This window comes from Corynebacterium sp. 22-2729 (assembly GCF_053479475.1).
This window is the reverse complement of record NZ_JBRBCA010000001.1, coordinates 288458-311598: the sequence shown is the minus strand read 5'-3', so window position 1 is coordinate 311598 and position 23141 is coordinate 288458. Positions and strand designations below refer to the sequence as shown.

General features: G+C 60.0%; 21 protein-coding genes. 7 read left to right on the top strand and 14 right to left on the bottom strand.

The features are described 5' to 3' along the window. Positions 1–123: 123 nt before the first annotated feature. Both ACUY2T_RS01365 and ACUY2T_RS01360 read left to right on the top strand, forming a co-directional pair. Positions 124–942 carry an LmeA family phospholipid-binding protein gene (locus ACUY2T_RS01365; RefSeq protein ID WP_448307123.1) on the top strand — a complete coding sequence of 273 codons (819 nt, stop codon included), beginning with the start codon at positions 124–126 and terminating at the stop codon, positions 940–942. A gap of 10 nt (positions 943–952) precedes the next feature. Next, positions 953–1594 carry an FABP family protein gene (locus tag ACUY2T_RS01360; protein ID WP_293791127.1) on the top strand — a complete coding sequence of 214 codons (642 nt, stop codon included), beginning with the start codon at positions 953–955 and terminating at the stop codon, positions 1592–1594. A 6-nt stretch (positions 1595–1600) separates the two neighbouring features. Here the strand turns inward: ACUY2T_RS01360 and ACUY2T_RS01355 are convergent, their stop codons facing one another. Next, on the bottom strand, positions 1601–2539 hold the full coding sequence (locus ACUY2T_RS01355; protein WP_448307121.1) for an aminodeoxychorismate lyase: 939 nt from the start codon (positions 2537–2539) through the stop codon (positions 1601–1603). 78 nt (positions 2540–2617) lie between these two features. Here ACUY2T_RS01355 and ygfZ point away from each other — a divergent pair, with 78 nt between their 5' ends. Both ygfZ and ACUY2T_RS01345 read left to right on the top strand, forming a co-directional pair. Then, on the top strand, positions 2618–3889 hold the full coding sequence (gene ygfZ / locus ACUY2T_RS01350) for a CAF17-like 4Fe-4S cluster assembly/insertion protein YgfZ (protein WP_448307166.1): 1272 nt from the start codon (positions 2618–2620) through the stop codon (positions 3887–3889). Between the two features lie 223 nt (positions 3890–4112). After that, positions 4113–4358: a DUF3073 domain-containing protein gene (locus tag ACUY2T_RS01345; RefSeq protein ID WP_293791124.1), complete on the top strand. Its 246-nt coding sequence runs from the start codon at positions 4113–4115 to the stop codon at positions 4356–4358. A gap of 96 nt (positions 4359–4454) precedes the next feature. Here ACUY2T_RS01345 and purM read toward each other — a convergent pair whose 3' ends face one another. From purM to ACUY2T_RS01330, 3 genes are all read right to left on the bottom strand, one after another. After that, positions 4455–5549 carry a phosphoribosylformylglycinamidine cyclo-ligase gene (gene purM / locus ACUY2T_RS01340; protein WP_448307119.1) on the bottom strand — a complete coding sequence of 365 codons (1095 nt, stop codon included), beginning with the start codon at positions 5547–5549 and terminating at the stop codon, positions 4455–4457. A gap of 36 nt (positions 5550–5585) precedes the next feature. Next, positions 5586–7070 (bottom strand): amidophosphoribosyltransferase, encoded by a 1485-nt coding sequence (gene purF, locus ACUY2T_RS01335; protein WP_448307165.1) that lies wholly within the window; start codon positions 7068–7070, stop codon positions 5586–5588. Between the two features lie 111 nt (positions 7071–7181). Next, the gene (locus ACUY2T_RS01330) at positions 7182–7562 is read right to left on the bottom strand and encodes a sterol carrier family protein (protein ID WP_448307117.1); all 381 of its coding nucleotides are present in this window, start codon (positions 7560–7562) and stop codon (positions 7182–7184) included. Between the two features lie 143 nt (positions 7563–7705). Here ACUY2T_RS01330 and ACUY2T_RS01325 point away from each other — a divergent pair, with 143 nt between their 5' ends. Next, a complete protein-coding gene (locus ACUY2T_RS01325; protein ID WP_448307115.1) occupies positions 7706–8773 on the top strand; it encodes an acyl-CoA thioesterase in 1068 nt (355 codons plus the stop codon). An 81-nt stretch (positions 8774–8854) separates the two neighbouring features. On the opposite strand, the gene purL is transcribed toward ACUY2T_RS01325, so the two are convergent. From purL to purD, 10 genes are all read right to left on the bottom strand, one after another. After that, positions 8855–11281: a phosphoribosylformylglycinamidine synthase subunit PurL gene (purL, locus tag ACUY2T_RS01320; protein ID WP_448307113.1), complete on the bottom strand. Its 2427-nt coding sequence runs from the start codon at positions 11279–11281 to the stop codon at positions 8855–8857. Between the two features lie 30 nt (positions 11282–11311). Next, positions 11312–11983, bottom strand: a complete 672-nt coding sequence (gene purQ, locus ACUY2T_RS01315) for a phosphoribosylformylglycinamidine synthase subunit PurQ (RefSeq protein WP_293791119.1) — start codon at positions 11981–11983, stop codon at positions 11312–11314. Between the two features lies 1 nt (position 11984). Further along, positions 11985–12239, bottom strand: a complete 255-nt coding sequence (gene purS, locus ACUY2T_RS01310) for a phosphoribosylformylglycinamidine synthase subunit PurS (protein WP_293791118.1) — start codon at positions 12237–12239, stop codon at positions 11985–11987. A gap of 78 nt (positions 12240–12317) precedes the next feature. Next, positions 12318–13052: a DUF2334 domain-containing protein gene (locus tag ACUY2T_RS01305; protein ID WP_448307110.1), complete on the bottom strand. Its 735-nt coding sequence runs from the start codon at positions 13050–13052 to the stop codon at positions 12318–12320. A gap of 75 nt (positions 13053–13127) precedes the next feature. Then, the gene (locus tag ACUY2T_RS01300) at positions 13128–15368 is read right to left on the bottom strand and encodes a S9 family peptidase (protein WP_448307108.1); all 2241 of its coding nucleotides are present in this window, start codon (positions 15366–15368) and stop codon (positions 13128–13130) included. 57 nt (positions 15369–15425) lie between these two features. Beyond that, positions 15426–16319 carry a phosphoribosylaminoimidazolesuccinocarboxamide synthase gene (locus ACUY2T_RS01295; RefSeq protein WP_448307106.1) on the bottom strand — a complete coding sequence of 298 codons (894 nt, stop codon included), beginning with the start codon at positions 16317–16319 and terminating at the stop codon, positions 15426–15428. A 98-nt stretch (positions 16320–16417) separates the two neighbouring features. Beyond that, positions 16418–17848 (bottom strand): adenylosuccinate lyase, encoded by a 1431-nt coding sequence (purB, locus tag ACUY2T_RS01290; protein WP_034973877.1) that lies wholly within the window; start codon positions 17846–17848, stop codon positions 16418–16420. Positions 17849–17930: 82 nt separating this feature from the next. Then, positions 17931–18590, bottom strand: a complete 660-nt coding sequence (locus tag ACUY2T_RS01285; RefSeq protein WP_034973876.1) for a potassium channel family protein — start codon at positions 18588–18590, stop codon at positions 17931–17933. Next, complete coding sequence (locus ACUY2T_RS01280) at positions 18583–19938, bottom strand: TrkH family potassium uptake protein (RefSeq protein WP_448307103.1); 1356 nt, start codon at positions 19936–19938, stop codon at positions 18583–18585. The genes ACUY2T_RS01285 and ACUY2T_RS01280 overlap by 8 nt, the downstream gene beginning before the upstream one ends. Positions 19939–20051: 113 nt before the next feature. Continuing rightward, positions 20052–21308, bottom strand: coding sequence for a phosphoribosylamine--glycine ligase (gene purD / locus ACUY2T_RS01275; RefSeq protein ID WP_448307101.1), 1257 nt, complete (start codon positions 21306–21308; stop codon positions 20052–20054). A gap of 64 nt (positions 21309–21372) precedes the next feature. Here purD and ACUY2T_RS01270 point away from each other — a divergent pair, with 64 nt between their 5' ends. Both ACUY2T_RS01270 and ACUY2T_RS01265 read left to right on the top strand, forming a co-directional pair. Next, positions 21373–21810, top strand: coding sequence for an HIT family protein (locus ACUY2T_RS01270; protein ID WP_293791107.1), 438 nt, complete (start codon positions 21373–21375; stop codon positions 21808–21810). A gap of 73 nt (positions 21811–21883) precedes the next feature. Then, entirely contained in the window at positions 21884–23131 is a 1248-nt protein-coding gene (locus ACUY2T_RS01265) for an esterase/lipase family protein (RefSeq protein ID WP_448307098.1), read from the top strand. The last annotated feature ends 10 nt before the right edge of the window (positions 23132–23141 follow it).

Below are 23141 nucleotides of genomic sequence, written 5' to 3'. Positions count from 1 at the left end.
AGCGTGGCGTCAATAAAAAGCCACCGGGGCACCTTGTAACCTTGGAGAGAACCAAAAGCGCAATTGATCGCCACGCTATTAGATAAGTATTTGGATGGAGCCCAGAACGGGGTGACCGGCAAAGTGAAGAAAATCGCATTCCGCGGTGCAGTCGCCCTCGTACTGCTGCTTTTAGTGGCAGCAGTCGTAGACAACGTGATCGCAGCCCGGGCGGAGCACAAAATCTCCGAAGCACTCTACGCCGATTCCAATTTGGCAAATCCCCCAAAGGTGCAGGTAGCCGGCTTCCCCTATACCGCCTCGGCACTGAGCCACGAACTGCAGGCCGTGACGGTAGCAGCCAATGACGTCGACGTGCCGGGATTCGGGTTAATGAGCGTGCATACCTCGGCGCAATACGTCACGGTCTCCGCCGAAGACGTATTTAACGGCACGATTGAAAACGCCCCAGCGCGCAAGGTGCTTACCCGACTACAACTTGACGGCGTATTGCTGGGCAATCGCATGAATATTGATGCCCTGCAGATCCAGAACCTGGACGATATTTCACCGCGCGGCGGTTGGGAGACCGAGGCCATTTTCGAGGGCAAGCCCAAAGGGTTTGCCAAGCCCGCCAAGGTGGAAGTGAAACTGCGCATCGTCGCAGGCACCATGAAAATCACGCCTATCAGGATTCTCTCTGCACCCGACGGGCTCGATATCAAAGCCAAAGACGTCAACGACGAAGACAAACTCGATGACAGCATTGCGGATCGAATCAACAACGCTTTTAGCCTGAGCATCCCCGGCAAAAACCTCCCTATGCGGGGCGACCCTGAACGTATTTATGTCTCCGGCGGATCCCTGTTTGTAGAGACCTCAAAGGTCTACACGAAAATCAGCCTCTCCGATCTGGCTCCGCGATCCCGACCCCTCAGTGAAGAGGAGCGTCCCAGCCTATAGGCTTACAGGTATGGCTGAAGAAGAAAACAAGAAGTTTAAGGTCAACGCGAACGACGCGGTTAACCTGGCCGCCGAACAATCCAAGTCCACCAGTGACAAGAACTTGCCGGAGTTCGGCGATCTGCCCATCCCCGATGACACAGCCAACCTGCGCAAGGGGCCAAACCTACACGACGGCCTACTGGCACTGCTGCCACTTATCGGTGTGTGGCGTGGTCAGGGTCAGGCTGCACCTCCCGGCGAGGACGAATTCACTTTCGGCCAGCAGGTCGTCTTCGCCCACGACGGTGAAAACCGCATCAGCTATGATTCCCGTTCCTGGCGGATGGATGACGACGGAAAGCCGACCGAGACCCCGGGCCGTCGCGAGTCAGGCTTCCTGCGCATCAACGATGATGATGAAATCGAGATGATCATCACCCACTCCGACGGAATGGTGGAGATCCTTTATGGCAGTCCGCTGAATGAGCGCGCCTGGCAGCTGGAAAGTGCGTCGACGATGGCGACGGCGACCGGCCCGACCAATCTTGGTCCCGGCAAGCGCCTTTATGGTCTGATGCCGAACAACGATCTCGGCTGGGTCGACGAGCGCCTTATCGACGGCGAGATGGTTCCCTGGCAGTCCGCTCAGCTTTCCCGTGTGGTGGGCTAGCCGGTACTAGCTAGTTACAGCCTCCCAGGCCATCGCCTCTACTTCATCGGCAACTTCCGGCCGTGGCAGGCTCACCCCATCCAATTGGATTACTCGGGCCTGGACACGCACGGAAGAGACAAGCCACACTCCGGCAGCATTCAGCAGATCCTCAACCCGCAGGACTCGTTCCTCGGTTTTCCATCCCCGCTGCTCGGCCAGCTTAAACAGCGCGGCCTGCGACGTGCCTTTGAGAATTCCGACATGGGTCGGAGGAGTGACGAGTCGCCTCTCCCCCGTCGCCGAATCTACTTCTGCGACAACGACAGTGGACGTTGGCCCCTCCAGCACCAGTCCTTCGTCGGAGAGAAAAATTACGTCATCCACTCCACGGGTCTTTGCACTGCGCAATGCCGCCATGTTCGCCGCATAGGAAAGCGTCTTAGCGCCGATAAGCGCCCACGGCGAACGCTCGGAAAGATCGATTCTAAAGCCCCTCTCAGCGGTCATTACTCGCACGCCACGCTTCCGGTCGTGCAGTACCTGTTCACTGACAGGCGCGACGGTTACCCATCCGGTCGGTCGGCCCGTGGACTCCCGCCCCCGCGAATAAACCCAGCGCAGCGCGGCCTCTTGTCCGGGGCCGTTTTTCTCTTCAAAGCTCGCCACGGCTAAGTCAGTAGCGCGGAACCAGCGATCGAGTTCCGGTTCGGGCAAATCGAGCATCGCTGCGCTGTGTTGGAAGCGAATAGCATGGCGCTCCCGGTTGCGCACGTGGCTATCGCGAAGCATGAAGGTCTCAAACACTCCGTCTCCGCGCACAGCTGCTAGATCGTCGGCGTAGATCATCGGCACGGTTACGTCTCGAACCTGCGGATCTGCGGCTTCAGCTTCCGCCTCCGTGTCTACGCCACCATTGGTTCCCAGAACGTCAACGACCACGAACTCTGCTTCCCGATTGCTCATGTCTTTAATCCTAATCCCAGCTGTTTAACGGCCCTTGCAGTACCTGCTACTGGCCAGCTCGCCCCACCCCGTCCTACGATAGGTGGCGTGTTTGATCTGACTCACAGCCCGATCCTCGACCATGTCCCCACTGCCAGCGCATTATCAGGCAGGGAGGACACCCTCGGATCGGAGGCGCAGGAAGCTCGAGCCGAAGCTCCAGCCCCGGATGGCGCCACTGCGTGGCACTACGGCAATCCCCTGACCGAGCAGTCACAGGTCGGAAATGGAAAGCCTGGCCTCGTGGACTTCTGGGATCGAGTGGCCATCCGCATCTCAGGAGCAGAGCGCCGCGATTGGCTGAACAATCTAATCTCCCAGAAGGTCAATGCCATCGAACCAGGCCAAGCCACCTTCGGCCTGATCCTCGATGTCAAAGGACACGTCGAGCACTTTTTCGGCATCCTCGCCACCGACGATGCCCTGATCCTCGATACCCCAGCCACCCACGCCGATGCCCTAGAGGACTACCTCCGCAAGATGGTCTTTTGGTCGCAGGTCACCGTAGAGCGACTTCCGTGGGCACGACTCACGGTACTTGGCACGCACCTAGCCGCTGATTCCTTGCTCTTTGCTCACGACGCCACGTCGTCCGCTGTCCTGCGTACTCAGTTGAACATCGACATTCCAGAAGATATGAAGGTACAACTGTGGCGCACCGAAACTATCGGTGAAATTCAGGCCTTGGACCTCTGGGTTTCCCGAGAGCAATTCGTCGATACATGGGATCAGCTCACAGCTGGCGCATTCCACCCCACCGGACGCATGGCTTTTGATGCGTTCCGCATGCAGGCACGCCTGCCGATCTTGGGCGTAGATACCGACGAACGCACCATCCCCCATGAAATTCCCGCCTTCATCGGCAAAGGCATCAGCGGCGCAACACAACTAGATAATGCAACCGCCGGCCCCACTGAATCCGCTGTCCACCTCAACAAGGGCTGCTATCGGGGACAGGAGACAGTTTCCCGCGTTCATAACCTGGGCAAATCACCCCGAGTCTTGGTGCTGCTGCAGCTCGACGGATCCGCCAACCGACTACCGGTAGTGGGGGCCGATGTCACCGCTGGCGGACGGGCGATCGGCCGAGTGGGATCTAGTGTGCATGACTGTGATTACGGACCTGTTGCCCTTGCTTTGATGAAGCGGAATGTGGTGGAGAAGGTGGCGTCACACAACAGCGATGTACCACCGATCCTGGTGGACGGGATCGATGCCGCGATCGACTCAGCCGACCTAGAGAAGGCAACTGGCGACAACTCGATCCGACCCGGGCGCGCGGCGATCAACCGCCTGCGCGGGAAGAATTAGAAAAACCTGACACTTCGTTGCCCCCTTAACTCCGCGACGATCATGCAGGTCGCGGGGTTTATTTCGTTGCGCATCCCCCGCGCTTACCGAACGAAGCGGAGGGGCTTTTGGGAAAAAATGATCGCTAACCGCTATGGTGTAGGGCAGGAAGAAACTAAACATGTAAACGAAAAGGGTGGCCGAACTCCCGCGCCACTCGAGGACACCGCAAGGGGGTCAGGCCATGGGTCGCGGCCGTGCCAAGGCAAAGCAAGCCAAGGTTGCTCGTCAGTTGAAGTACAACGCTCCGGAAATGGATCTGGAGAGCCTGCAGAGGGAACTCTCCGGGCAGTCGCAAAACCGGGGCTCCAGCTCCCGACACAACGATAGCTACGACGAGTACGAAGATGACTACAGCGAGTACGCTGCGGAATACGACGACTACGGCGACGATTATGAGGACGACTACTCCGGCAACTCCCGGAAATAGCTAACCTTCCACAGCAAAACTCCCGCCCCTATCCACAGCGCTCCTCAAAGCGCAAGGGGCGGGAGTTTTCTATTCCCGACTAGATAGCCGCCGGTCTTAGTCGTTGACCGGATTGCGGTACTCGCCATCCAGAACCGCACCGGATTGGCCATCCTGTGCCGGGCGTACTTCGCCCAAGCGCCAGGCGTCGATGTGGCGGGCGGTCAGCATAGCCATGGCACGCTCGGCATCATCTTCGGCGACGACGGCAACCATGCCCACGCCCATGTTGAAGGTCTTCTCCATCTCTTCTTGGGAGACCTGCCCTTCCTCCTGGATCAGACGGAAGATTGGGCCAGGCGTCCAAGAGGAGCGCTCCAGCGCGGCGACCAAACCATCCGGGATAACGCGGGCTAGATTAGCTGCCAAACCACCACCGGTGATGTGCGCGAAGGTATGCACATCGCACTCGCTTGCCAGCTTCAGGCAGTCGAGGGCGTAGATGCGGGTGGGCTCGAGCAGTTCTTCTCCCAGTGTGCGACCGAGGGATTCGATGTGTCCGTCCAATGGCAGCCGCTTGGTATCCAGCAGGACGTGGCGCGCCAGGGAGTAGCCATTGGAGTGCAGTCCAGAGGAGGCCATGGCGATCACCACGTCGCCCGGACGCACGCGATCCGGCCCCAGCACATTCGCTTCTTCGACCACACCGACGGAAGTGGCAGAAACGTCGTACTCCTCCGGCTCCATCACGCCGGGATGTTCAGCGGTTTCGCCACCCAACAGTGCACAGCCTGCATCCTCACAGCCTGCCACAATGCCCGCTACGATACTGGCAACGTGCTCGGGTACTACCTTGCCAATGGCGATGTAATCCTGGAGGAACAGCGGCTCGGCGCCACAGACAACCAGGTCATCCACGCACATTGCCACCAGGTCGCGACCGATCGTGTCGTGCTTGTTCATCGCCTGCGCGACTGCCAGCTTTGTACCCACACCATCAGAGGAGGCGGCTAGAAGTGGCTTTTCGTACTTGCCCAAGGCAAACAGACCGGCGAACCCGCCGAGTCCACCGCGTACCTCGGGACGGGTGGCCTTCTTAGCTAGCGGGGCGAAAAGCTCTACCGCGCGATCGCCGGCTTCAATGTCGACACCGGCAGCGGCGTACGATGCGCCCTCTGCCTGCTTCGGGGTGTTCTCAGGGTGCTCACTCATGGCTTGTCCTTAGCTTTCTGGCTTTCTAGCTCTTTACTACTGGGCTTGCTGCTTCTGGGCTTGCTGCTTCTGCATTGTCTCTACCAGTGCTGTATTCGGGTTATCACTTGGCATTCCCAGCGGGAACACACCGTCAAAGCACGCAGCGCAGAGCTCATCCCTACTTTGTCGTGACGCTTCGATCATCGCCTCGGTCGAAACGAATGCTAGGGAATCCGCATCGATTTCCTTACGGATCCCTTCCACTGGGTCCTCGGGGTTCACGTTATTCGCGATCAGCTCGGTGGGCGAGGCAAAGTCGATGCCATAGAAACACGGCCACTTCACCGGCGGCGAAGCAATGCGAACGTGAACTTCCTTCGCTCCTGCTTCACGCAACATCTTGATCAGCGCGCGCTGAGTGTTGCCGCGAACGATAGAGTCATCCACCACTACCAGGCGCTTGCCTTCAATAACCTCGCGCAATGGATTGAGCTTAAGACGAATGCCCAGCTGACGAATTGTCTGTGAGGGTTGGATGAAGGTGCGCCCCACATAAGCATTCTTCATCAGCCCTTGGCCGAATGGAATGTGCGAACCCTGGGCGTAACCAACCGCCGCTGGAGTACCGGATTCGGGAACGGGGATTACCAAATCGCCGTCTGCTGGCGCCTCCTCAGCGAGCTTCCGGCCGATTTCCAGGCGCGTACCGTTGACGGAACGGCCGCGGATGACCGAATCGGGGCGAGCCAAGTAAACGTACTCAAACACGCATCCCTTGTGCTGGGTCTCCGCGAAGCGACGGGAACGTACACCATCACCGTCGATGATCACCAGCTCCCCTGGCTCTACATCGCGGATAAAGCGGGCGCCCACAATGTCCAACGCTGCGGTCTCGGAGGCGACCACCCAACCGCCACCCGCCAGCTGGCCGAGGGAAAGCGGACGCACACCCTGTGGATCGCGGACTGCGTATAGTGCATCGCCGTCGGTGAACAGCACGCAGAAAGCCCCCTTGACCCTGGGGAATAGCTCCATGGCAGCTTCTTCAACACCGTGGCCCTCCCGCGTCTCGGCGGCCAGTAGCGCGCACATCACCAGGGAGTCGGAAGGGTTTTCCTTCGGATCCACCAGCCCTAAGCGCGCTGCCTCCTGGGTGAGCTCACGGTGATTCACCAGGTTGCCGTTGTGTCCCAGTGCCACGTCGGTGCCGTCAGGCGCCATGCGGAACATCGGCTGTGCATTCTCCCAGCTATTGCCACCAGCGGTGGTATAGCGATTATGCCCCATACCGATGTGCCCCTTGAGGGCCTCCAGGGATTGCTCGTCGAAGACCTGGCTCACCAGACCCAGGTCCTTAAATACGACAATTTGGTCGCCATCGCCGACGGCGATACCGGCAGCTTCCTGACCACGGTGCTGCAACGCATAGAGGCCGTAGTACGTCAGCTTAGAGACGTCCTCCCCCGGCGCCCATACACCGAATACGCCACATTCTTCCCGGGGCTCGGTTTCGCCTCGGTCATCGAATGGGCTCAGCAACTGTTCTGCCTCTGTTTGGTTCACTTGGCCTTCAATGTTTGCCACTATCCCGACTTTACTAGCCGACTCGCGCTAACCCAAAGGGATGGGGAAGGATCTCCCAGCCACACATCAAAATCGAAACAGCGGAAGATGCTCCGCGATGGCGGAAGCGCGAGTTCCGGAGGTATCGGCGTCAGAACCAATAAGATCTTCCTGCCCCACAACCAGGCGCAACCACGTTAACGGCGAGCACTGCACAACATTGGGCGGGGTACCGCGGCGATGCTCTAGCCCGGCGATGCATTGAACGGCAGCGAAGGGCGGCACCCGGACTTCGACGGAATGGCCGGGGGCGATCTCCTCGAGTACAGCCAGGGAGAGACGAACGGCCGCCGCAACGTCAGCACGCGGTGGACGGGGCTGATCCTCTGGCTGTCGAACCCACACCGCCACTTTTTCGACGGCACGACGAGCCTCAGCGGACAGTTCCGGACCGTGTAAATGCCTCATACAAAGAAATTGTAGTGCTCGGTAGAACACCGAGTTGTGCGTCACGATAGTATTGGGAAGTTGAACGCGAAAGCGCAGAAGAATCGCAAAATAGCTGCAAAAATAACAGAATTGAAGCAAGCCCAAAAGAGGAAGGCAGCCACGTGGCAGAAACCACCGAAAGCACCACTCAGAACGAGCAGAACGCACCTGACACCGCGGCTAAGGCTCAACAAGAGTCTGCACATGAGCGCAGCCCGAAGGTCACGTTGCGCTTCCTAGCTGCCCCGACAGACGTGCTGATGGCTGGCGCCATGGGCGTGCACGGCGGCCGCGTATTGGAGTGGATCGATAAGGCTGCCTATGCCTGTGCGGTCGGCTGGGCACAGTCTTATTGCGTGACCGCATACGTTGGCCACATTCACTTCACCCGTCCGATCCCTTCGGGTCACATGGTGGAGGTTCGCAGTCGCATCGCATATACCGGTCGCAGCTCCATGCATATCGTCAACGAAGTGCTGTCTGCTGACCCACGCGAAGGCGTATTCACCCGCGCCTGCGACTGCCTCGTGATCTTCGTGGCTTTGGACGAAAACGGAAAGTCCAAGCAGATCCCCTCGTACGTTCCGACGACCGACGAGGAAAAGCGTGTGGAAGAGGCGGCACTGTCGCGCATCCAGTTGCGCAAGGCAATCGAAGAAGAGATGCTGCGACAGACCTACACCGACAAGTCGACCGCACCGGAGATGGTGAACCGCTTCCTCGCCAAGCCGACGGACGTTAACTGGGGTGGCAATGTGCACGGTGGCACGGCCATGGAATGGATCGATGAAGCCGCCACGGCCTGCACGATGCAGTGGACCGGCGAGCGCACCACGGCGGTGTACGCCGGCGGAATTCGTTTTTACCGCCCGGTACACATCGGCGACCTGGTGGAGGTCGACGCACGCCTTGTGCGTACCGACGAACGTTCGATGACGGTGATGGTGCACCTGCGCGCCGGCGATCCGCGTGAAGGCAAGGGAAACCTGCCAGTGGCCATCCACGCGTCGATGACCTACATTGCCGTGGATCTGGACGGTAACCCCCTGCAGGCACGCCAGTACACGCCAGTGACCAACGAAGACAAGCGCCTGGAAGAGCACGCCGCTACGCTGCGTAATCTGCGCAAGGATTTCCTGCCGCGTCCGCTGGTGAGCCCCAGCGACCGCGACTTCCGCTTCGTGGAGTAGCACTATCCCCTAGGAGCCCAACAGAGCTGAAGGGCGCGCGACCAATTGGTCGCGCGCCCTTTGAGGTTTACGGAAACCCTTTTAGATCACCGAGTTATTGCCAGCGGCGTGGCTAAACAGTGCAGGCAGGGTGGACTTCCATGCCGTGGTCGCCTCGTCAAGAGAGATCACAACGTCGAAGTCATCATCATGCTGCTTGGCCGGGTCGAGCTCGACCTCCCCGCCGAACGGCAGTGCCGGGTAAATACCAGATCCGAAGCGGATGATCGGCTGGTCCGCAGCGTCACTTACGCCAGTCAGGCCAATCCAGCCGCCGGTCAGTCCGGTCTCGGCCAGGTCGCGCATCAGGTCGCCGTAGTCCTCGCTGCGGACTGCCAGCAAAACGCGGGAGGCCGTCTCAGAGAACAGCCCCACCGCAGCCTGCTGTGCCAGCGTGCGGCCTTCTGCAGTAGCGGACTCATGCTGGCTCAGCAGCGGGTTCACGGCCACTCCCCGACCAGACTGGATTGCCAGTTCAACTACGGCCTGGGATAGGCCGCCTTCAGAGAGGTCATGGGCAGTGACGATCCTGTCGCGTTGGTCGGTGATGAATGCACCCAGGCGCTGTTCCACGGACAGGTCAACCTGTGGAGGCAGGCCTGCCAGCTCATCGTGGACGACTTGCTGCCAGATAGAGCCTCCGAGTTCCTCCCGGGTCTCCGCGCCAACCAGCACCAGGTGGTACTGTTCTTGCTTCTCGTCAGCGGACTGCTTAGGCAGCTGCTGCGGAATACGGCGGGCGCAGTCATCAATGGTGCCCAGCACAGCGATGACCGGGGTCGGCAGGATGGCGGTATCGCCGGTTTGGTTGTAGAAGGAAACGTTGCCACCGGTAACCGGAATGCTCATTTCCTTACAACCATCGGCCAGGCCATGCACGGCCTCGCGGAACTGCCACATGACGGCAGGATCCTCCGGGGAGCCGAAGTTCAGGCAGTTGGAGACAGCGACCGGAGTGGCACCTGTAACCGAGACATTGCGATAAGCCTCAGCCAGCGCCAACTGGGCACCAGTTCGCGGATCCAGGCGGGTGTAACGGCCAGAGGCGTCAGTAGACACCGCAATGCCACGACCGGTCTCCTCGTCGATACGCAGTACGCCCGCGTCGGCGTCCTTGGCGGAAACGGTGTTGCCTCGCACGTAGCGGTCGTACTGCTCGGTAATGTACTCGCGGGAGCACAGCGCCGGGGAAGCCGCGAGGTCGAGAATCTGGCCGCGGACTTCCTGGGCGGTCTCCGGCAGTTCGACGCCACGGGCCTCGTTCAGCTGATCCTGCTCAGCCGGGCGCTCGTAGGGGCGCTCGTACACCGGGCCTTCCTCGGCCATGGTGTGTGCCGAGGCATCCACCACGATCTCGCCGCAGTGCTCAATCACAAGGTTCTCGCCGTCGGTGACGCAACCGATATCGGATGCCAAGACATCCCACTTGCGGCAGATCTCCATGAAAGCGTCGACGTGCTCCGGAGCCACGACGGCGCACATGCGCTCCTGCGATTCGGAAGACAGAATCTCCGCTGCCGTCATTCCCTCGGCGCGCAGGTGGACGTTGTCCAGGTTGATGTGCATACCGCCATCGCCTGCGGATGCGAGCTCAGAGGTGGCACAAGAAAGGCCAGCGCCACCGAGGTCTTGAATGCCGACGACCACGCCGGCGCGGTATAGATCCAGGCAGCACTCGATCAGTACCTTCTCTGCGAAGGGGTCGCCTACCTGCACGGCAGGCAGCTTGCGCTCTGCGCCTTCCTCAAAGGTGTCCGATGCCAGGACGGACACGCCGCCGATTCCGTCCAAGCCCGTGCGAGAGCCGAAAAGGATCACTCGGTTACCCTTGCCAGAGGCAAAGGCCAGCTTCAGATCCTCAGTCTTCAAAGTGCCCACACACAAAGCATTGACCAGGGGGTTACCCGCGTAGGAGGCGTCAAAAACCGTCTCACCGCCAATGTTCGGCAACCCCAAAGAGTTGCCATAACCGCCCACACCCGCAACTACGCCAGGCAGTACGCGCTGGGTATCTGGCAGGTCGGCTGGGCCAAAGCGCAGCTGATCCATCACGGCCACTGGGCGTGCGCCCATTGCCATGATGTCGCGGACAATACCGCCTACGCCCGTGGCTGCACCCTGGTAGGGCTCCACGTAAGAGGGGTGGTTGTGGGACTCGACCTTGAAGGTGACGGCATGGCCATCGCCGATGTCGATCACGCCGGCGTTCTCACCGATGCCGGCAAGCATCTTGGACTTCATTTCGTCTGTCGTAGTCTCACCGAAGTAACGCAGGTGCGTCTTGGAGGACTTGTACGAGCAGTGCTCGGACCACATTACGGAGTACATGGCTAGCTCCGCATCGGTCGGGCGGCGGCCCAGGATTTCCTTGATGCGTGCGTACTCGTCGTCCTTCAGGCCCAGCTCGTGATACGGCTGCTCCAGGTCCGGGTTGGCCTTAGCGTCGGCGACCGTGTCGTTGTGAATCATGGGGATCGGGTGCTCCTTGTATCAAGAAATTTAGGAAACGAGCGTGGACAGAACCGACTTGAACAGCCCCAGGCCGTCCAGGGAGGGACCCGTCAGCGTTTCAACGGCGTGCTCCGGGTGCGGCATCAGGCCAACTACACGGCCATTTTCACTGCACACACCCGCGATCGAATTGCGGGATCCATTGTGGTTCTCGACATAGCGGAACACCACGCGGCCTTCGCCTTCCAGGCGCTCCAGCGTCTCGTCGCTGGCCTGGAAACGTCCCTCGCCGTGCTTGGAAGGCACCAGAATCTTGGTTCCCTCGGCGAACTGGTTGGTCCAGGCAGTGGAAGTGTTTTCCACGTCTAGGTACACATCGCGGCACACAAAGTGCAGCCCTTCGTTGCGGGTCAAAGCACCTGGCAGTAAGCCGGCCTCCTGCAAGATCTGGAAGCCATTGCAGATCCCCAGAACCGGGGTGCCATGTTCGGCGGCAGCCACGACGGACTTCATTGCCGGGGCGATAGAGGCAATGGCACCGGCGCGCAGGTAGTCACCGTAGGAGAATCCGCCGGGGACAACCACAGCGTCAACATTCTTCAGATCCTCGTCCGCGTGCCACAGCTCCACCGGTTCTGCTCCTGCCAGGCGCACTGCGCGCACGGCATCGACATCGTCGAGAGTGCCGGGGAAGGTGATTACTCCAATGCGGCTGGTCAATTTACTTGGCCTCCGCATCTGCGCCTTCGACGACAACGTCGTAGTCCTCAATCACGGTGTTTGCCAGCAGGTCGGAGGCGATCTTTTCCAGATCTTCACGGGACACTCCCTCGTCGACCTCCAGCTCAAAACGCTTTCCCTGACGTACATCAGCTACTCCGCTGATGCCGATACGTCCGAGGGCGCGGACAACGGCCTGCCCTTGCGGATCGAGGATTTCCTTCTTGGGCATAACGTTGACGACAACACGAGCCATGGCTTCTACATTCTCCCAGCTTTGCGGTATTTTCCCGGTAGGTTACCGCCCCATCGTAACACTGCCGCGCGACAGCTTTTAAGCCACAGATGCCTGCTGGCGATCTGCGTAATCGCGGTAGTTCGCCGACTGGTAGCCGCTTTCCCGCAGCAGCTCGAGAATGCGCAGCATATCGCCCGCTACGTCGTCTTTGTCGGCTTTCGCTGCGCTGATGGAAAGGCGGATATCCCGCCCTCGTGCCACACCGCGGCGCACGCTGTTAAGGACGTTTCGACGCCACCACTTCACCGATCCGAACCCGTCGCCAAACGCGAGTACGCGCACCGGGTAACGATCGTCATGGGAAAGATCCCGGATGGTGTACGCATCCGCCGCCACGTCGAACCCGACCTTAGCGGCGGCCTGCAGTGCGTCCTCCGACGCCAGCCAACGGGTCGGCGCAAACACCTTCGGGGCTAGCCCGAGCGCGTCCAGCTGGCGGGTAGCTGCGGAGAGCCGCAGGGTCGCCTCGTGCTGGCCGAGCCGGTGGAACTCCCCCTTATCGCTTGTCCCACCGAGCGGCCCTAAACCGCCGAGCAGCAATTCGTGCCCACGGGCAGCGGAATCGTGAATCAATTCCAACGTCGCCCGGTCGTCCTTTAGCCTCCAATCCGGCCCCTGCACCGTAAGCACAAGTCCCGCATGGATTTCCAGAGCGCGGGCGGCATCTCGCATCCGCTCGGCCGCGGTGACAGTGGCCCGGCGCAATCCCGTGATCGTCAGCAGCACACGAGGGGCGCGCTGGGTGCTGAGGTTGGACTGTACGGGGTTCATAGCTGCATAGATTTCCCCACCCAAATGAACGGCAGGTAACGCCAACCCTACATTTGGTTGTCGAGTTGTTGAAAGCTAGCCGAGCAGCTCGGTGGCTCCCATTTTGTCCAGCTCCCAGGCGGTCTCGAAGGCCGCTTGGCGCCACTTGGCATAGCGGCCGGAAACGCCACCATGGCCCGCTTCCATGTCGATGTGCAGTAGCACCCGATCCCGGGGATTATCGTCACCGTCACCCGACCTGTCGGCTCCCACTTCACGCAACTTGGCGACCCATTTCGCTGGCTCCACGTACAACACACGGGTGTCATTGAGGCTGGTCACAGCCAAAATCGGTGGGTAGGTCAGATCGGCGGAAACATTTTCGTAGGGCGCGTAGCCGGCCATGTAGTCATAGACTTCCGGGTCGTGGAACGGGTCCCCCCATTCATCCCATTCCGTCACGGTCAGCGGCAGTTCTGGCATGAGCATGCTCGTCAACGGATCCACGAAGGGAACAACAGCCTCAATGCCCGCAAAGCGATCCCCCGCCATGTTCGCCACTGCACCCATTAGCATGCCGCCGGCGGAGCCGCCCTCGGCCACCATCTGCTCACGGGTGGTCATTCCCTCGCGTAGCAAGTGGTCTGCGACGGCCACAAAGTCCGTAAACGTGTTTCGCTTTTCCAGCCCCTTGCCGTGGTCGTACCACAAACGCCCCATTTCGCCGCCGCCACGGACGTGCGCAATGGCGTATACCACGCCACGGTCCAGCATGGACAGACGGAACAGAGAGAACCCAGGGTCAATGCAGTTTTCGTAGGAGCCGTAACCGTACAGCAGCACCGGGTTCGGCTGGTTCACATCCACGTCCGTGCGGTGAATCAGGGAGACGGGAATGCGCGCACCGTCTTCGGCGGTCGCCCACAGCCGCTGGGAGGTGTACTGCGTGGGGTCGAACTCCCGGCCATCGGGATCGGCCAGCACCTGCTGCTCCTTGCGCAGGATCCTCTCGCCCGTTGCCAAGTCAATGTCGTAGACCCGGGGTGGCGTGGTGAAGGCAGTGTAGGCGACACGCAAAACCGGACTGTCCCATTCGCTATTGCCGACAGTGCCGACCCCACAGAGTTCCCCGGGGAATTCGATCCGTTCGAACTCGCCGAAGGCCGGGGTGGAAGACTCGCCGGTCGAGGTGTCGGCGTCACCAAGCTTCATGATGTAGCTGGTCTCCAGCGCATTTTCCCGAGCTTCGAGGACGATGTGGTCGCTGAAGACATCTACGCCCTCCAGTCGCGCATCCTCACGGTGCGGCACTAGCGCTTGCACGTCGTTCCAAGAGGCGATCTGGCCAGTTGGGTGGTACCCGAGTTCACTGTTCGCACCTGTCTTGTTGTGCAGCACCAGCCACAGATCCTGACCACCCACGATTGCATGGTCCACCGCGTACTCCACATCAGACTCGCGCGGGATAATGCAGGTCAGCTCGGCATTCGGATCTTCCAGATCGAGGTACCACACGTCACTGGTCACCTTCGACCCCGTATGGACCAGCAGGTAACGCTCAGAGCGCGTGGTTGCCACGCCGGTCCAAAATCGTTCGTCGTCTTCGCGGTACACCAGCTCGTCTTTATCGACGCCCTCACCGACTGTATGGCGCCAGATCTCGTGTGGTCGCCACGCTTCATCGACACGCTGGTAGTACACGGTATCCCTACCGACCCAGGTGGCACCGTAGAAGACGTCCTCGATCTCGTCTTCTAGGTCCTCCCCCGTCGTGAGGTCGCGGATGCGCAGGGTAAAGCGTTCGGAACCAGTCTCGTCTACCGAGTAAGCCAGGCGCGTGCCGTCTTTGGTGACGCTAGCTGCGCCCAGGCTGAAGAACTCCTTGCCCTCGGCTAGAGCATTGCAGTCCAGGAAGGTTTCCTCGCCTGGCGCGGGAGTGCCGGGTTCGATGGTCGGTGGGGTCCAGTCGTCCTTGTCCGCGATGGGAACCCGGCACATGGTGCCATAGCTCTTGCCTTCTTCGGTGCGGGAGAAGTACCACCAGCCCTCGGAACGCACTGGCAAGGACATGTCCGTCTCCTGCACGCGAGCCTTAACCTCATCGAAGAGTCGCTCCTGTAGGGGCTTGAGGTGGGCTGTCTGCTGGACGGTCCAGGCGTTTTCCGCCTCCAAGTGCTGGCGCACCTCGGGGTTGTCTTTCTCGCGCAGCCATTCGTAGTTATCCACGAACTCGCGGCCATGGAAGGTGCGGTTGTGTGGCACCTTCTTTGCAGTTGGCGGGGCGGTAATTGAGTTGCTGTTTGTTTGAGGCGCGTCGTTAATAGGCATACGCGCCATGCTACTCAGACTAAGTAGTCAGGGCTTTAAGCCCCTTTTGAGCCCGCTAGAAGACCTTTAGACGCACTGGCCGATCCAGTCGGAGAAGCGCTTGCCCGAAAGCTTCTCGTAGGCCTCGATGTAGCGGGAACGGGTCGCCTCCACAACAGAACCCGGCAGCGGCGGCGGGGGTGTGCCCTCCGACTTATCCCAGCCCGACTTCGGACCGGTCAGCCAATTGCGCACGTACTGCTTGTCGAAGCTGGGCTGTACCTTGCCCTCTTCGTAGCCTTCGGCGGGCCAGTAGCGGGAGGAATCCGGGGTGAGAACCTCGTCGGCCAACACAAGTGTGCCGTCGGCATCCAGGCCGAACTCGAACTTGGTGTCCGCCAGGATCAGGCCGTGCTCCTCGGCGATAGCTGCGGCCTTCTTGTAGATGGCCAGCGTGGCGTCGCGCAGTTCGTTGGCGCGCTCCTCGCCCAACTCCTCAACAACGACGTCGAAGCTCACGTTCTCGTCATGCTCGCCCAGCTCTGCTTTCGTCGCCGGGGTAAAGATCGGCTCCGGCAGGCGCGATGCCTCAACCAACCCCTCGGGTAGTTCCACACCACACACACTGCCGGTTTCCTGATATTCCTTCAGGCCGGAACCAGTCAGGTAGCCACGCGCCACGCACTCGAAGGGGATCATATCCAGCTTCTTACACAGCATGGCCCGGCCAAGAACGTACTCGGGGATCCGCTCGTCATCCAAAGCACCGGCCAGGTGGTTGGGGAAATCGAGCTCATCGAAGAAGAAGGCGCTCACGGCAGTGAGCACTCGTCCCTTGTCGGGGATTTCCGTTTCAAGGACGTAGTCATAAGCACTGATCCGGTCGCTGACAACCATCAACAGGTTATCCTCATCGACCTCGTAGATCTCTCGCACTTTACCTGCGGAATGATGCTCGTACTCGCACAGTTCTGGACGCATGAGTAGACAGTGTAGCCCTGTACTAGGCTTTTGACTATTTATGCCCAGAACCTTGCGGGCGATCAGCGTTTCCGCTGCTAGTGAATGCTTAGGATTCGCTAGAGAATCTCCCCCGGCGCATATGCCGCAGCCTCCGGGTGGCGCCCAGTGACATCCCCAATGCGTGCCAAGACTCGGGAAACCTGCGACTCTGCCGCGCCGATGAAGGCGTGGCGGTCAGCCAACGCGTCCTCAAGCTGCGGCTCATCCAGTGGGAAGCGGTCGTCGCTGGCAAGACGCTGCACCAGGTCTTGGTCACCACCGTTTTCGCGCATATTCAGCGCTACAGCCACGGCGTGCTCCTTAATTAGCTCGTGGGCCGTCTCGCGGCCTACTCCGGCGCGCACCGCGGCCATCAGGATGCGTGTAGTAGCCAGGAACGGCAAGTAGCGCTCCAGTTCGCGGTCGATCATCGCCGGGAAAACCCCGAACTCGTCCAGGACGGTCAGGAAGGTCTCACACATGCCGTCGAAGGTGAAGAAGGCGTCGGGAAGAGCAACACGGCGAACCACAGAGCAGAACACGTCGCCTTCATTCCACTGTGCACCGGCCAGATCCGCTGCCATGGTCAGGTAGCCGCGCAGCAGAATCTGCATTCCGCCTACGCGCTCGCAGGAGCGGGCGTTCATCTTGTGCGGCATCGCGGAAGAGCCAACCTGGCCTTCCTTGAAGCCTTCCGTGACGGTCTCGTTCCCCGCCATAAGGCGGATCGTCATTGACAGGGAGGACAGCGCGGCGCCAACCTGCACCAGGGCGCTTAGCGCGTCCATATCCAGGCTGCGTGGATAAACCTGTCCGACGGAGTCAAAGACCCGAGAGAAGCCCAGGTTTTCGGCGATGGTGCTCTCCAGCGCCGCCAACTTGGATTCGTCCCCGCCGACCAGATCCAGCATGTCCTGGCTGGTACCCATTGGGCCCTTGATGCCACGCAGCGGGTAGCGGTCCAGCAGATCCTCGATGCGCTCCAGCCCCACCAGTAGCTCATCCGCGGCGGAAGCAAAGCGCTTGCCCAAGGTAGTTGCCTGGGCGGCAACGTTGTGAGAACGGCCTGCCATCACCAGAGACTGGTTCTCGGCTGCCCGTCGGCCAATGCGCGCCAGCACGGCAACAGCCTTGTCGCGGGCGAGCTGTAGGGAGCTAAAGATCTGTAGCTGCTCCACGTTCTCCGTCAGGTCGCGGGAGGTCATGCCCTTGTGAATGTGCTCCTGGCCGGCCAGCGCATTGAACTCTTCAATACGCGCCTTCACATCGTGGCGGGTAACCTTCTCACGATCGGCGATGGAATCCAGGTTGACCTGGTCGATCACCTTTTCGTAGGCCGCGATAGCTTCGGCTGGAACATCCACTCCGAGGGATGCTTGGGCCTTCATGACTGAGATCCAGAGCTTACGCTCCATGATGATCTTGTCCTCTGGCGACCAGATGGCGGTCATCTCCGGAGAGGCGTAGCGATTGGCAAGGACGTTGGAAATCTTTTTCTTAGCAGGCACGCCCCCGAGTTTATGCGCACTGCATAATTTTCGGAATCCGCGCCCGCCCCGGCCCCGCCCGGCCCTGCCTCGGCTCCGCAGGCTAACTATCCGCGAACTTGTCCAAATCCTTTACCCGCCCCGCGGCGATCAAAATATCGCCAGAGCGGATCACATAGCCTGCCGGCGGGGTGGAAAAGTTTTCGTCTGCGCAACGTACTGCGACGATCGCAATTCCCTCTGGGGTTTCCTCGATCTTGCGCCCGTGCATACACAACGGTGGCGCGAGCTTCGCCATGGCGAAGTCACTGTCGAATTCGATGTATTCCTGGATATGCCCTGCAATGAGGTGAGCCACGCGCCGTCCGGTGTCCCGCTCCGGGCGCACGACGTGGTGCACACCGATCTGTGTCAGGATCTTTGCGTGCGCCTGATTGTCGGCCTTAGCCCAGACGTTCGGTACGCCCAGATCCATCACGGCTGATGCTGTAAGTAGTGACGCCCCCATCTCCGAGCCGATACCGATCACAACTCGTTCTGCGTCTTGCACACCGAGCTGTCGCAGCGCGTCCTGGTCAGTTGTTTCTGCGATCACAGCGTGAGTCAGCAGCGGAGCAGCTTTCGCCACGACCGCTTCGTCAACGTCGATCCCCAGGACTTCCACACCAGATTGGACTAGCTCTTCCCCTAAAGCCATACCAAAACGACCGAGGCCGATGATGATAACTGGAGGATTACTTGGGCGGGAAAGGAACTTAGCCAATGAACGGCCTTTCTACTGGGAAGGAATAGAGGCGTTGATTAGTACGAGCAGCCAGCGCCGCGACCACAGTGATGGGTCCGATACGGCCAACGTACATCAGAACGACGAGCCATATGCGGGCGAAATCGGGCAGGTCGGGGGTAATTCCGGTAGTCAGCCCCACGGTAGCGAACGCCGAAATGACTTCAAAGGTGATTTGGTGCGAGTGGTATTGCGGCAGCAGCAATTGCAGCCCCATGATGGATCCCGCGACGATCAGGAAGGCCATCATGAACACAGCCATGGCTTGGCGGACAATGCGTCCTGGAATACGTCTGCCGGCTACCAGCAACTGTTCGTCGCCGCGCACCTCCGCGATTAGCACTGCAACCAGCACCGCGGCGGTCGTCACCTTCACGCCACCTGCGGTACCGCCGGAACCACCGCCGATGAACATGAGGAAATCGGTCAGCATCAACGAGGAAGGACGCAAGCTCGAAAGATCGACCGAGTTGAAACCGGCAGTGCGGGAAGACACGGAGTGGAAAAACGCTGCCTGCACAGCCGACCAGGGTGACAGCTCGCGGAGGCTATTCGTCCACTCCATCACTGCAAATCCAACTGTTCCAATTACCAGCAGGATAGCCGTGCCAATCAGGGTAAAGATCAAGGTCAGAGAGCGTGGGCGCTTCACCTTTGAGCGCCAACGTGCCCTGATTTCTAGGAGCACCGGGAAGCCCAAGCCACCGATGATAATGCCTGCAGCAATGGGCAGAATAATGCCCGCGTCATTGACATAGGGCACGAGGTTATTGGATCGCAGACCGAAGCCAGCGTTGTTGAACGCGGAGATCGCATGGAAAACGCCCTCCCACACTGCAGGCAGAAAGTCATAGCCGTACTGAGTGGCGAAACGGAAGGTGAGGATGATTGCGATGATCAGCTCAATTGCCAGGGAGAAGCCGACGGTGCCGAGGATGACGGTGCGAATTTCGCCAAGATCCCTTCCGCGTTGTTCCGCCGCAGCGCGTAGCCGCCCTTTGACGCCCATCCGTCCAGCGAGCACATAACTCACTACTGTGGCCAGTGTCATGATGCCGAGGCCACCCACCTGAATCAGCGACATGATTACCACTTGTCCGAAATGGGACCAGTAGGTGGCGGTATCCACAACCGTGAGCCCCGTAAGGCACGTGGCTGACGTTGCGGTAAATAGAGCGGTGGTGAATTCCGGGCTTTCCGGTCCGCTGCGTGCGATGGGCAGAAGAAGCAGCAGGGTGCCGGCAAAGATCAATAGAAGGAAGCTGACCGAGACCAGCTGTGCGGGGCTAAAACCTCGCCGACGATTATCGCCAGGGTGTGTAATCACAAGTCGCTACTTTAAACCTATTGCGTTAAGTGCGAAACCCTAACGGAATCTTTACACGAGAGTTTTCTCTCACACTTCTGCCGCAGTGAAAAACGTACGAAAATCACCCGTGCTTAGACGGAAATGCGCCCCTCAACTGCCGGAAGGGCGATATCCGTGCGGTAGTGCGAGCCTTCCAATTGGATCCTCTTAAGCGTGTCATATGCGTACTCACGCGCTTCTGCGAGCGTGGCGCCGGTAGCGATGACGTTCAGCACGCGGCCGCCTGCACTGACCAACTGACCGTCTTTTTCCGCTACACCTGCAGCCAATACTCCGTGGGATTCGCTGCCTGGCTCTGCACCAGTGATCGGCTGGCCTGTGACGGGGCTGGCCGGATAGTTCTCTGCGGCCAGTACCACGGTCAGGGCGTAGCCTTCCTCCCACTCCAACGGTGGCAGTTGATCCAAGGTGCCCGTAGCCACTGCGTTCAGCACCTCGCCCAGCGGGGTCTTCAACAGGCGCAGCACCGCCTGGGTCTCCGGGTCGCCAAAGCGGCAGTTGAATTCCACCACAGCGGGTCCTTCACTACCCCAGGCCAGACCTGCGTACAGCAGGCCGTTGAAGGGCACGCCCTCAGCAACCAATTGTTTAGCAACGGGTTCGACTACCTCCGTCACAATGCGTTGCACGCCGTCCTCGGGCAGCCATGGCAGCGGGGTGTATGCGCCCATGCCGCCGGTATTCGGCCCTTCGTCGTTGTCTCCGACGCGTTTGTGGTCCTGGGCTGGCAGCAACGGAACAACTGTCTCGCCATCGACGAGGCAGAACAAGGAAACCTCGGGGCCGTCCAAGAAGCTTTCCAACAGCACGGGGTTGCCACCAGCATGTACGGCCTGGATGTGTTCCAAGGCCTCCGCCCGGTCGCCCGTGACTACGACGCCCTTACCGCCAGCCAGTCCATCGTCCTTGACGACATAAGTGGGGCCGAATTTGTCGAGGGTGGCGTCAATAAAAGAATCGCTAGACCCGACGGGGACGGCGACGGCCTCAGCCGTACGGACCTGCGCCTTGGCCATGATGTCTTTCGCGAAGGCCTTCGAGCCCTCGATCTTTGCCGCAGCAGCCGACGGGCCGAACGCTGCGAATCCCGCGGCGCGTAGCTCATCGGCTACACCGGCTACTAGGGGAATCTCAGGGCCGATCACCACAAGGTCTGCCTCGATCTCCCGAGCCAGCTCTACCGGATCACCCTCTGCATGCACAGTGGCTACTGCTGTCATGCCGGCGTTACCCGGGCTCACGTGTACCTGCTCGACGGATGGATCCTGGGACAGGGAATAAGCCAGCGCGTGCTCGCGGGCACCGCTGCCGATTACAAGAATGCGCATGGTTCCCAGTCTAGCGAAGCTGACCCCCACCACCAGAAAGGTTTAACGCGCTAACATCGGCAGCATGGCTACGGTATTCACGAAAATCCTGAACGGTGAGATCCCCGGTCGCATCGTTTACCGCGACGAAACAGCAGCAGCGTTTTTGACCATCGAGCCCGCGGCCTATGGCCACACGCTGGTCGTACCGGTTAAGGAGGTCGACCGATGGACCGATTTGGACGCGGCTACCTGGGCGCACTGTAACGAAGTTGCCCAGCTGGTGGGCAAGGCCGTGGTGGATGGTTTTGACGCCCCGCGGGCCGGCTACCTCATTGCCGGTTTCGAGGTGCCACATGCCCATATCCACATTTTCCCGGCCTCTGACATGTCCGGCTATAGCCTGCAAAATGTGATGCGGATGGATGAGACTGATCCGGAAAAGATGGATGAGTCCGCCGACAAGATCCGCAAGGGGCTGCTTGCCCAGGGAGTAGACGAGGCGAAGGTTCCTTCCGCTTAGACCCAATCCAGCTCTAGCTATACATCAGCTACACGCCCCAGCACCCTCGACGATTTATCGCGGTGGATAACCAGTGGAAAACGACAGCAAAGCCGACGATGCTCACGACATCGCGACCCCGGAGGTTGGCCCGGAATTTAGCTCGGAAGTTGACCCGGAACTCGACCTTGAGGAATTAGCCGAGGTCGATCCCCCAGCGGGCGCAGCCGTGGAAGCCGAAATGAAAGAAACTGCGGATGGTGGTTCCGCCGCCAGCCCCGGCAGTTTCGACAGTTACGACGGTTACAACAACGGTGACGGTGACGACGACTACGATCCTGTCAACGCCGGTGATGTCATTGGTGAGGGGCCGGACAATCGCAGCTGGTTGAGCCGTCTCGGTAGCGGGATGGCCAGCGGTATCTCCAGTACCGGCCGCTTCCTCTGGGATATTCCCGGACGGATGAGCCGCCCTCAACTACCGCAGCTACGCGGCGCCATCCCCGATCCGCCGCTTGGCGCCCGCCAGGTCTCCCCCGGCTATGCCGACGACCTTTGGCAAGCACGCCCCACCATTGATCGCCCTTATCCTGTGATCCTTATCCACGGAACCATCAGTTCGAAAAATGTCTGGCAGAACCTGGTTCTGCGCCTACGTGAGGACGACTTCGTGGTGTTCAGTCCGGACTACGGTGTGCATGGCACCCAGGACATTCCCACTTCCGCCCAGGACATTGGCGCCTATATTGAACAGGTTTTGGCCGCCACGGGGGCGGAGGCTGTGGACATTGTGGGGCATTCCCAAGGCGGATTGCTGGCACGCTATTGGATCAATGAGCTCGGTGGTGAGGACTATGTCCACCACCTCATCACTCTCGGCGCCCCACACCAGGGCACCACACTCATGGGCATGCTCGGCAATATGTTCACAACCGACATGAGCCAGCGCGTGGCAGCCGCCACTATTCGGCGGATTTTCGGCGCAGCGGGTATGCAACAGGTCATTGGTTCGCCATTGATGGAAACGCTTGCTGCGTCCCCTGAGACCCGCAATTACATTCGATACACCTGCTACGCCACGCGGAACGACGCGACCGTCGTACCCCACGAAAATGCTTTCCTGGGTGACCGCCAGCCCACGGTCCCCAGCGACCATGAAGATTTTCACCTCGAAGACGGCCATTCGAACGATACAGGCGAGGCCATCATCACGAATTACTTCTTACAGGATCTCGGCGTATCCAAATGTAAGCATGAGGAATTACCGACTAATCCGGATGTGCAGGACATCGTCCACCTGGCATTACTCGACGGCCTAGAAGAACACGATACGGAGGCTTAGCCCCCGTACT

Coding starts and splice junctions, on each gene's coding strand:
- ACUY2T_RS01360 (WP_293791127.1), top strand. CDS start 953: ATGGCTGAAGAAGAAAACAAGAAGTTTAAGGTCAACGCGAACGACGCG.
- ACUY2T_RS01355 (WP_448307121.1), bottom strand. CDS start 2,539: ATGAGCAATCGGGAAGCAGAGTTCGTGGTCGTTGACGTTCTGGGAACC.
- ACUY2T_RS01345 (WP_293791124.1), top strand. CDS start 4,113: ATGGGTCGCGGCCGTGCCAAGGCAAAGCAAGCCAAGGTTGCTCGTCAG.
- purM (WP_448307119.1), bottom strand. CDS start 5,549: ATGAGTGAGCACCCTGAGAACACCCCGAAGCAGGCAGAGGGCGCATCG.
- ACUY2T_RS01330 (WP_448307117.1), bottom strand. CDS start 7,562: ATGAGGCATTTACACGGTCCGGAACTGTCCGCTGAGGCTCGTCGTGCC.
- purL (WP_448307113.1), bottom strand. CDS start 11,281: ATGATTCACAACGACACGGTCGCCGACGCTAAGGCCAACCCGGACCTG.
- purS (WP_293791118.1), bottom strand. CDS start 12,239: ATGGCTCGTGTTGTCGTCAACGTTATGCCCAAGAAGGAAATCCTCGAT.
- ACUY2T_RS01305 (WP_448307110.1), bottom strand. CDS start 13,052: ATGAACCCCGTACAGTCCAACCTCAGCACCCAGCGCGCCCCTCGTGTG.
- ACUY2T_RS01300 (WP_448307108.1), bottom strand. CDS start 15,368: ATGGCGCGTATGCCTATTAACGACGCGCCTCAAACAAACAGCAACTCA.
- ACUY2T_RS01295 (WP_448307106.1), bottom strand. CDS start 16,319: ATGCGTCCAGAACTGTGCGAGTACGAGCATCATTCCGCAGGTAAAGTG.
- purD (WP_448307101.1), bottom strand. CDS start 21,308: ATGCGCATTCTTGTAATCGGCAGCGGTGCCCGCGAGCACGCGCTGGCT.
- ACUY2T_RS01270 (WP_293791107.1), top strand. CDS start 21,373: ATGGCTACGGTATTCACGAAAATCCTGAACGGTGAGATCCCCGGTCGC.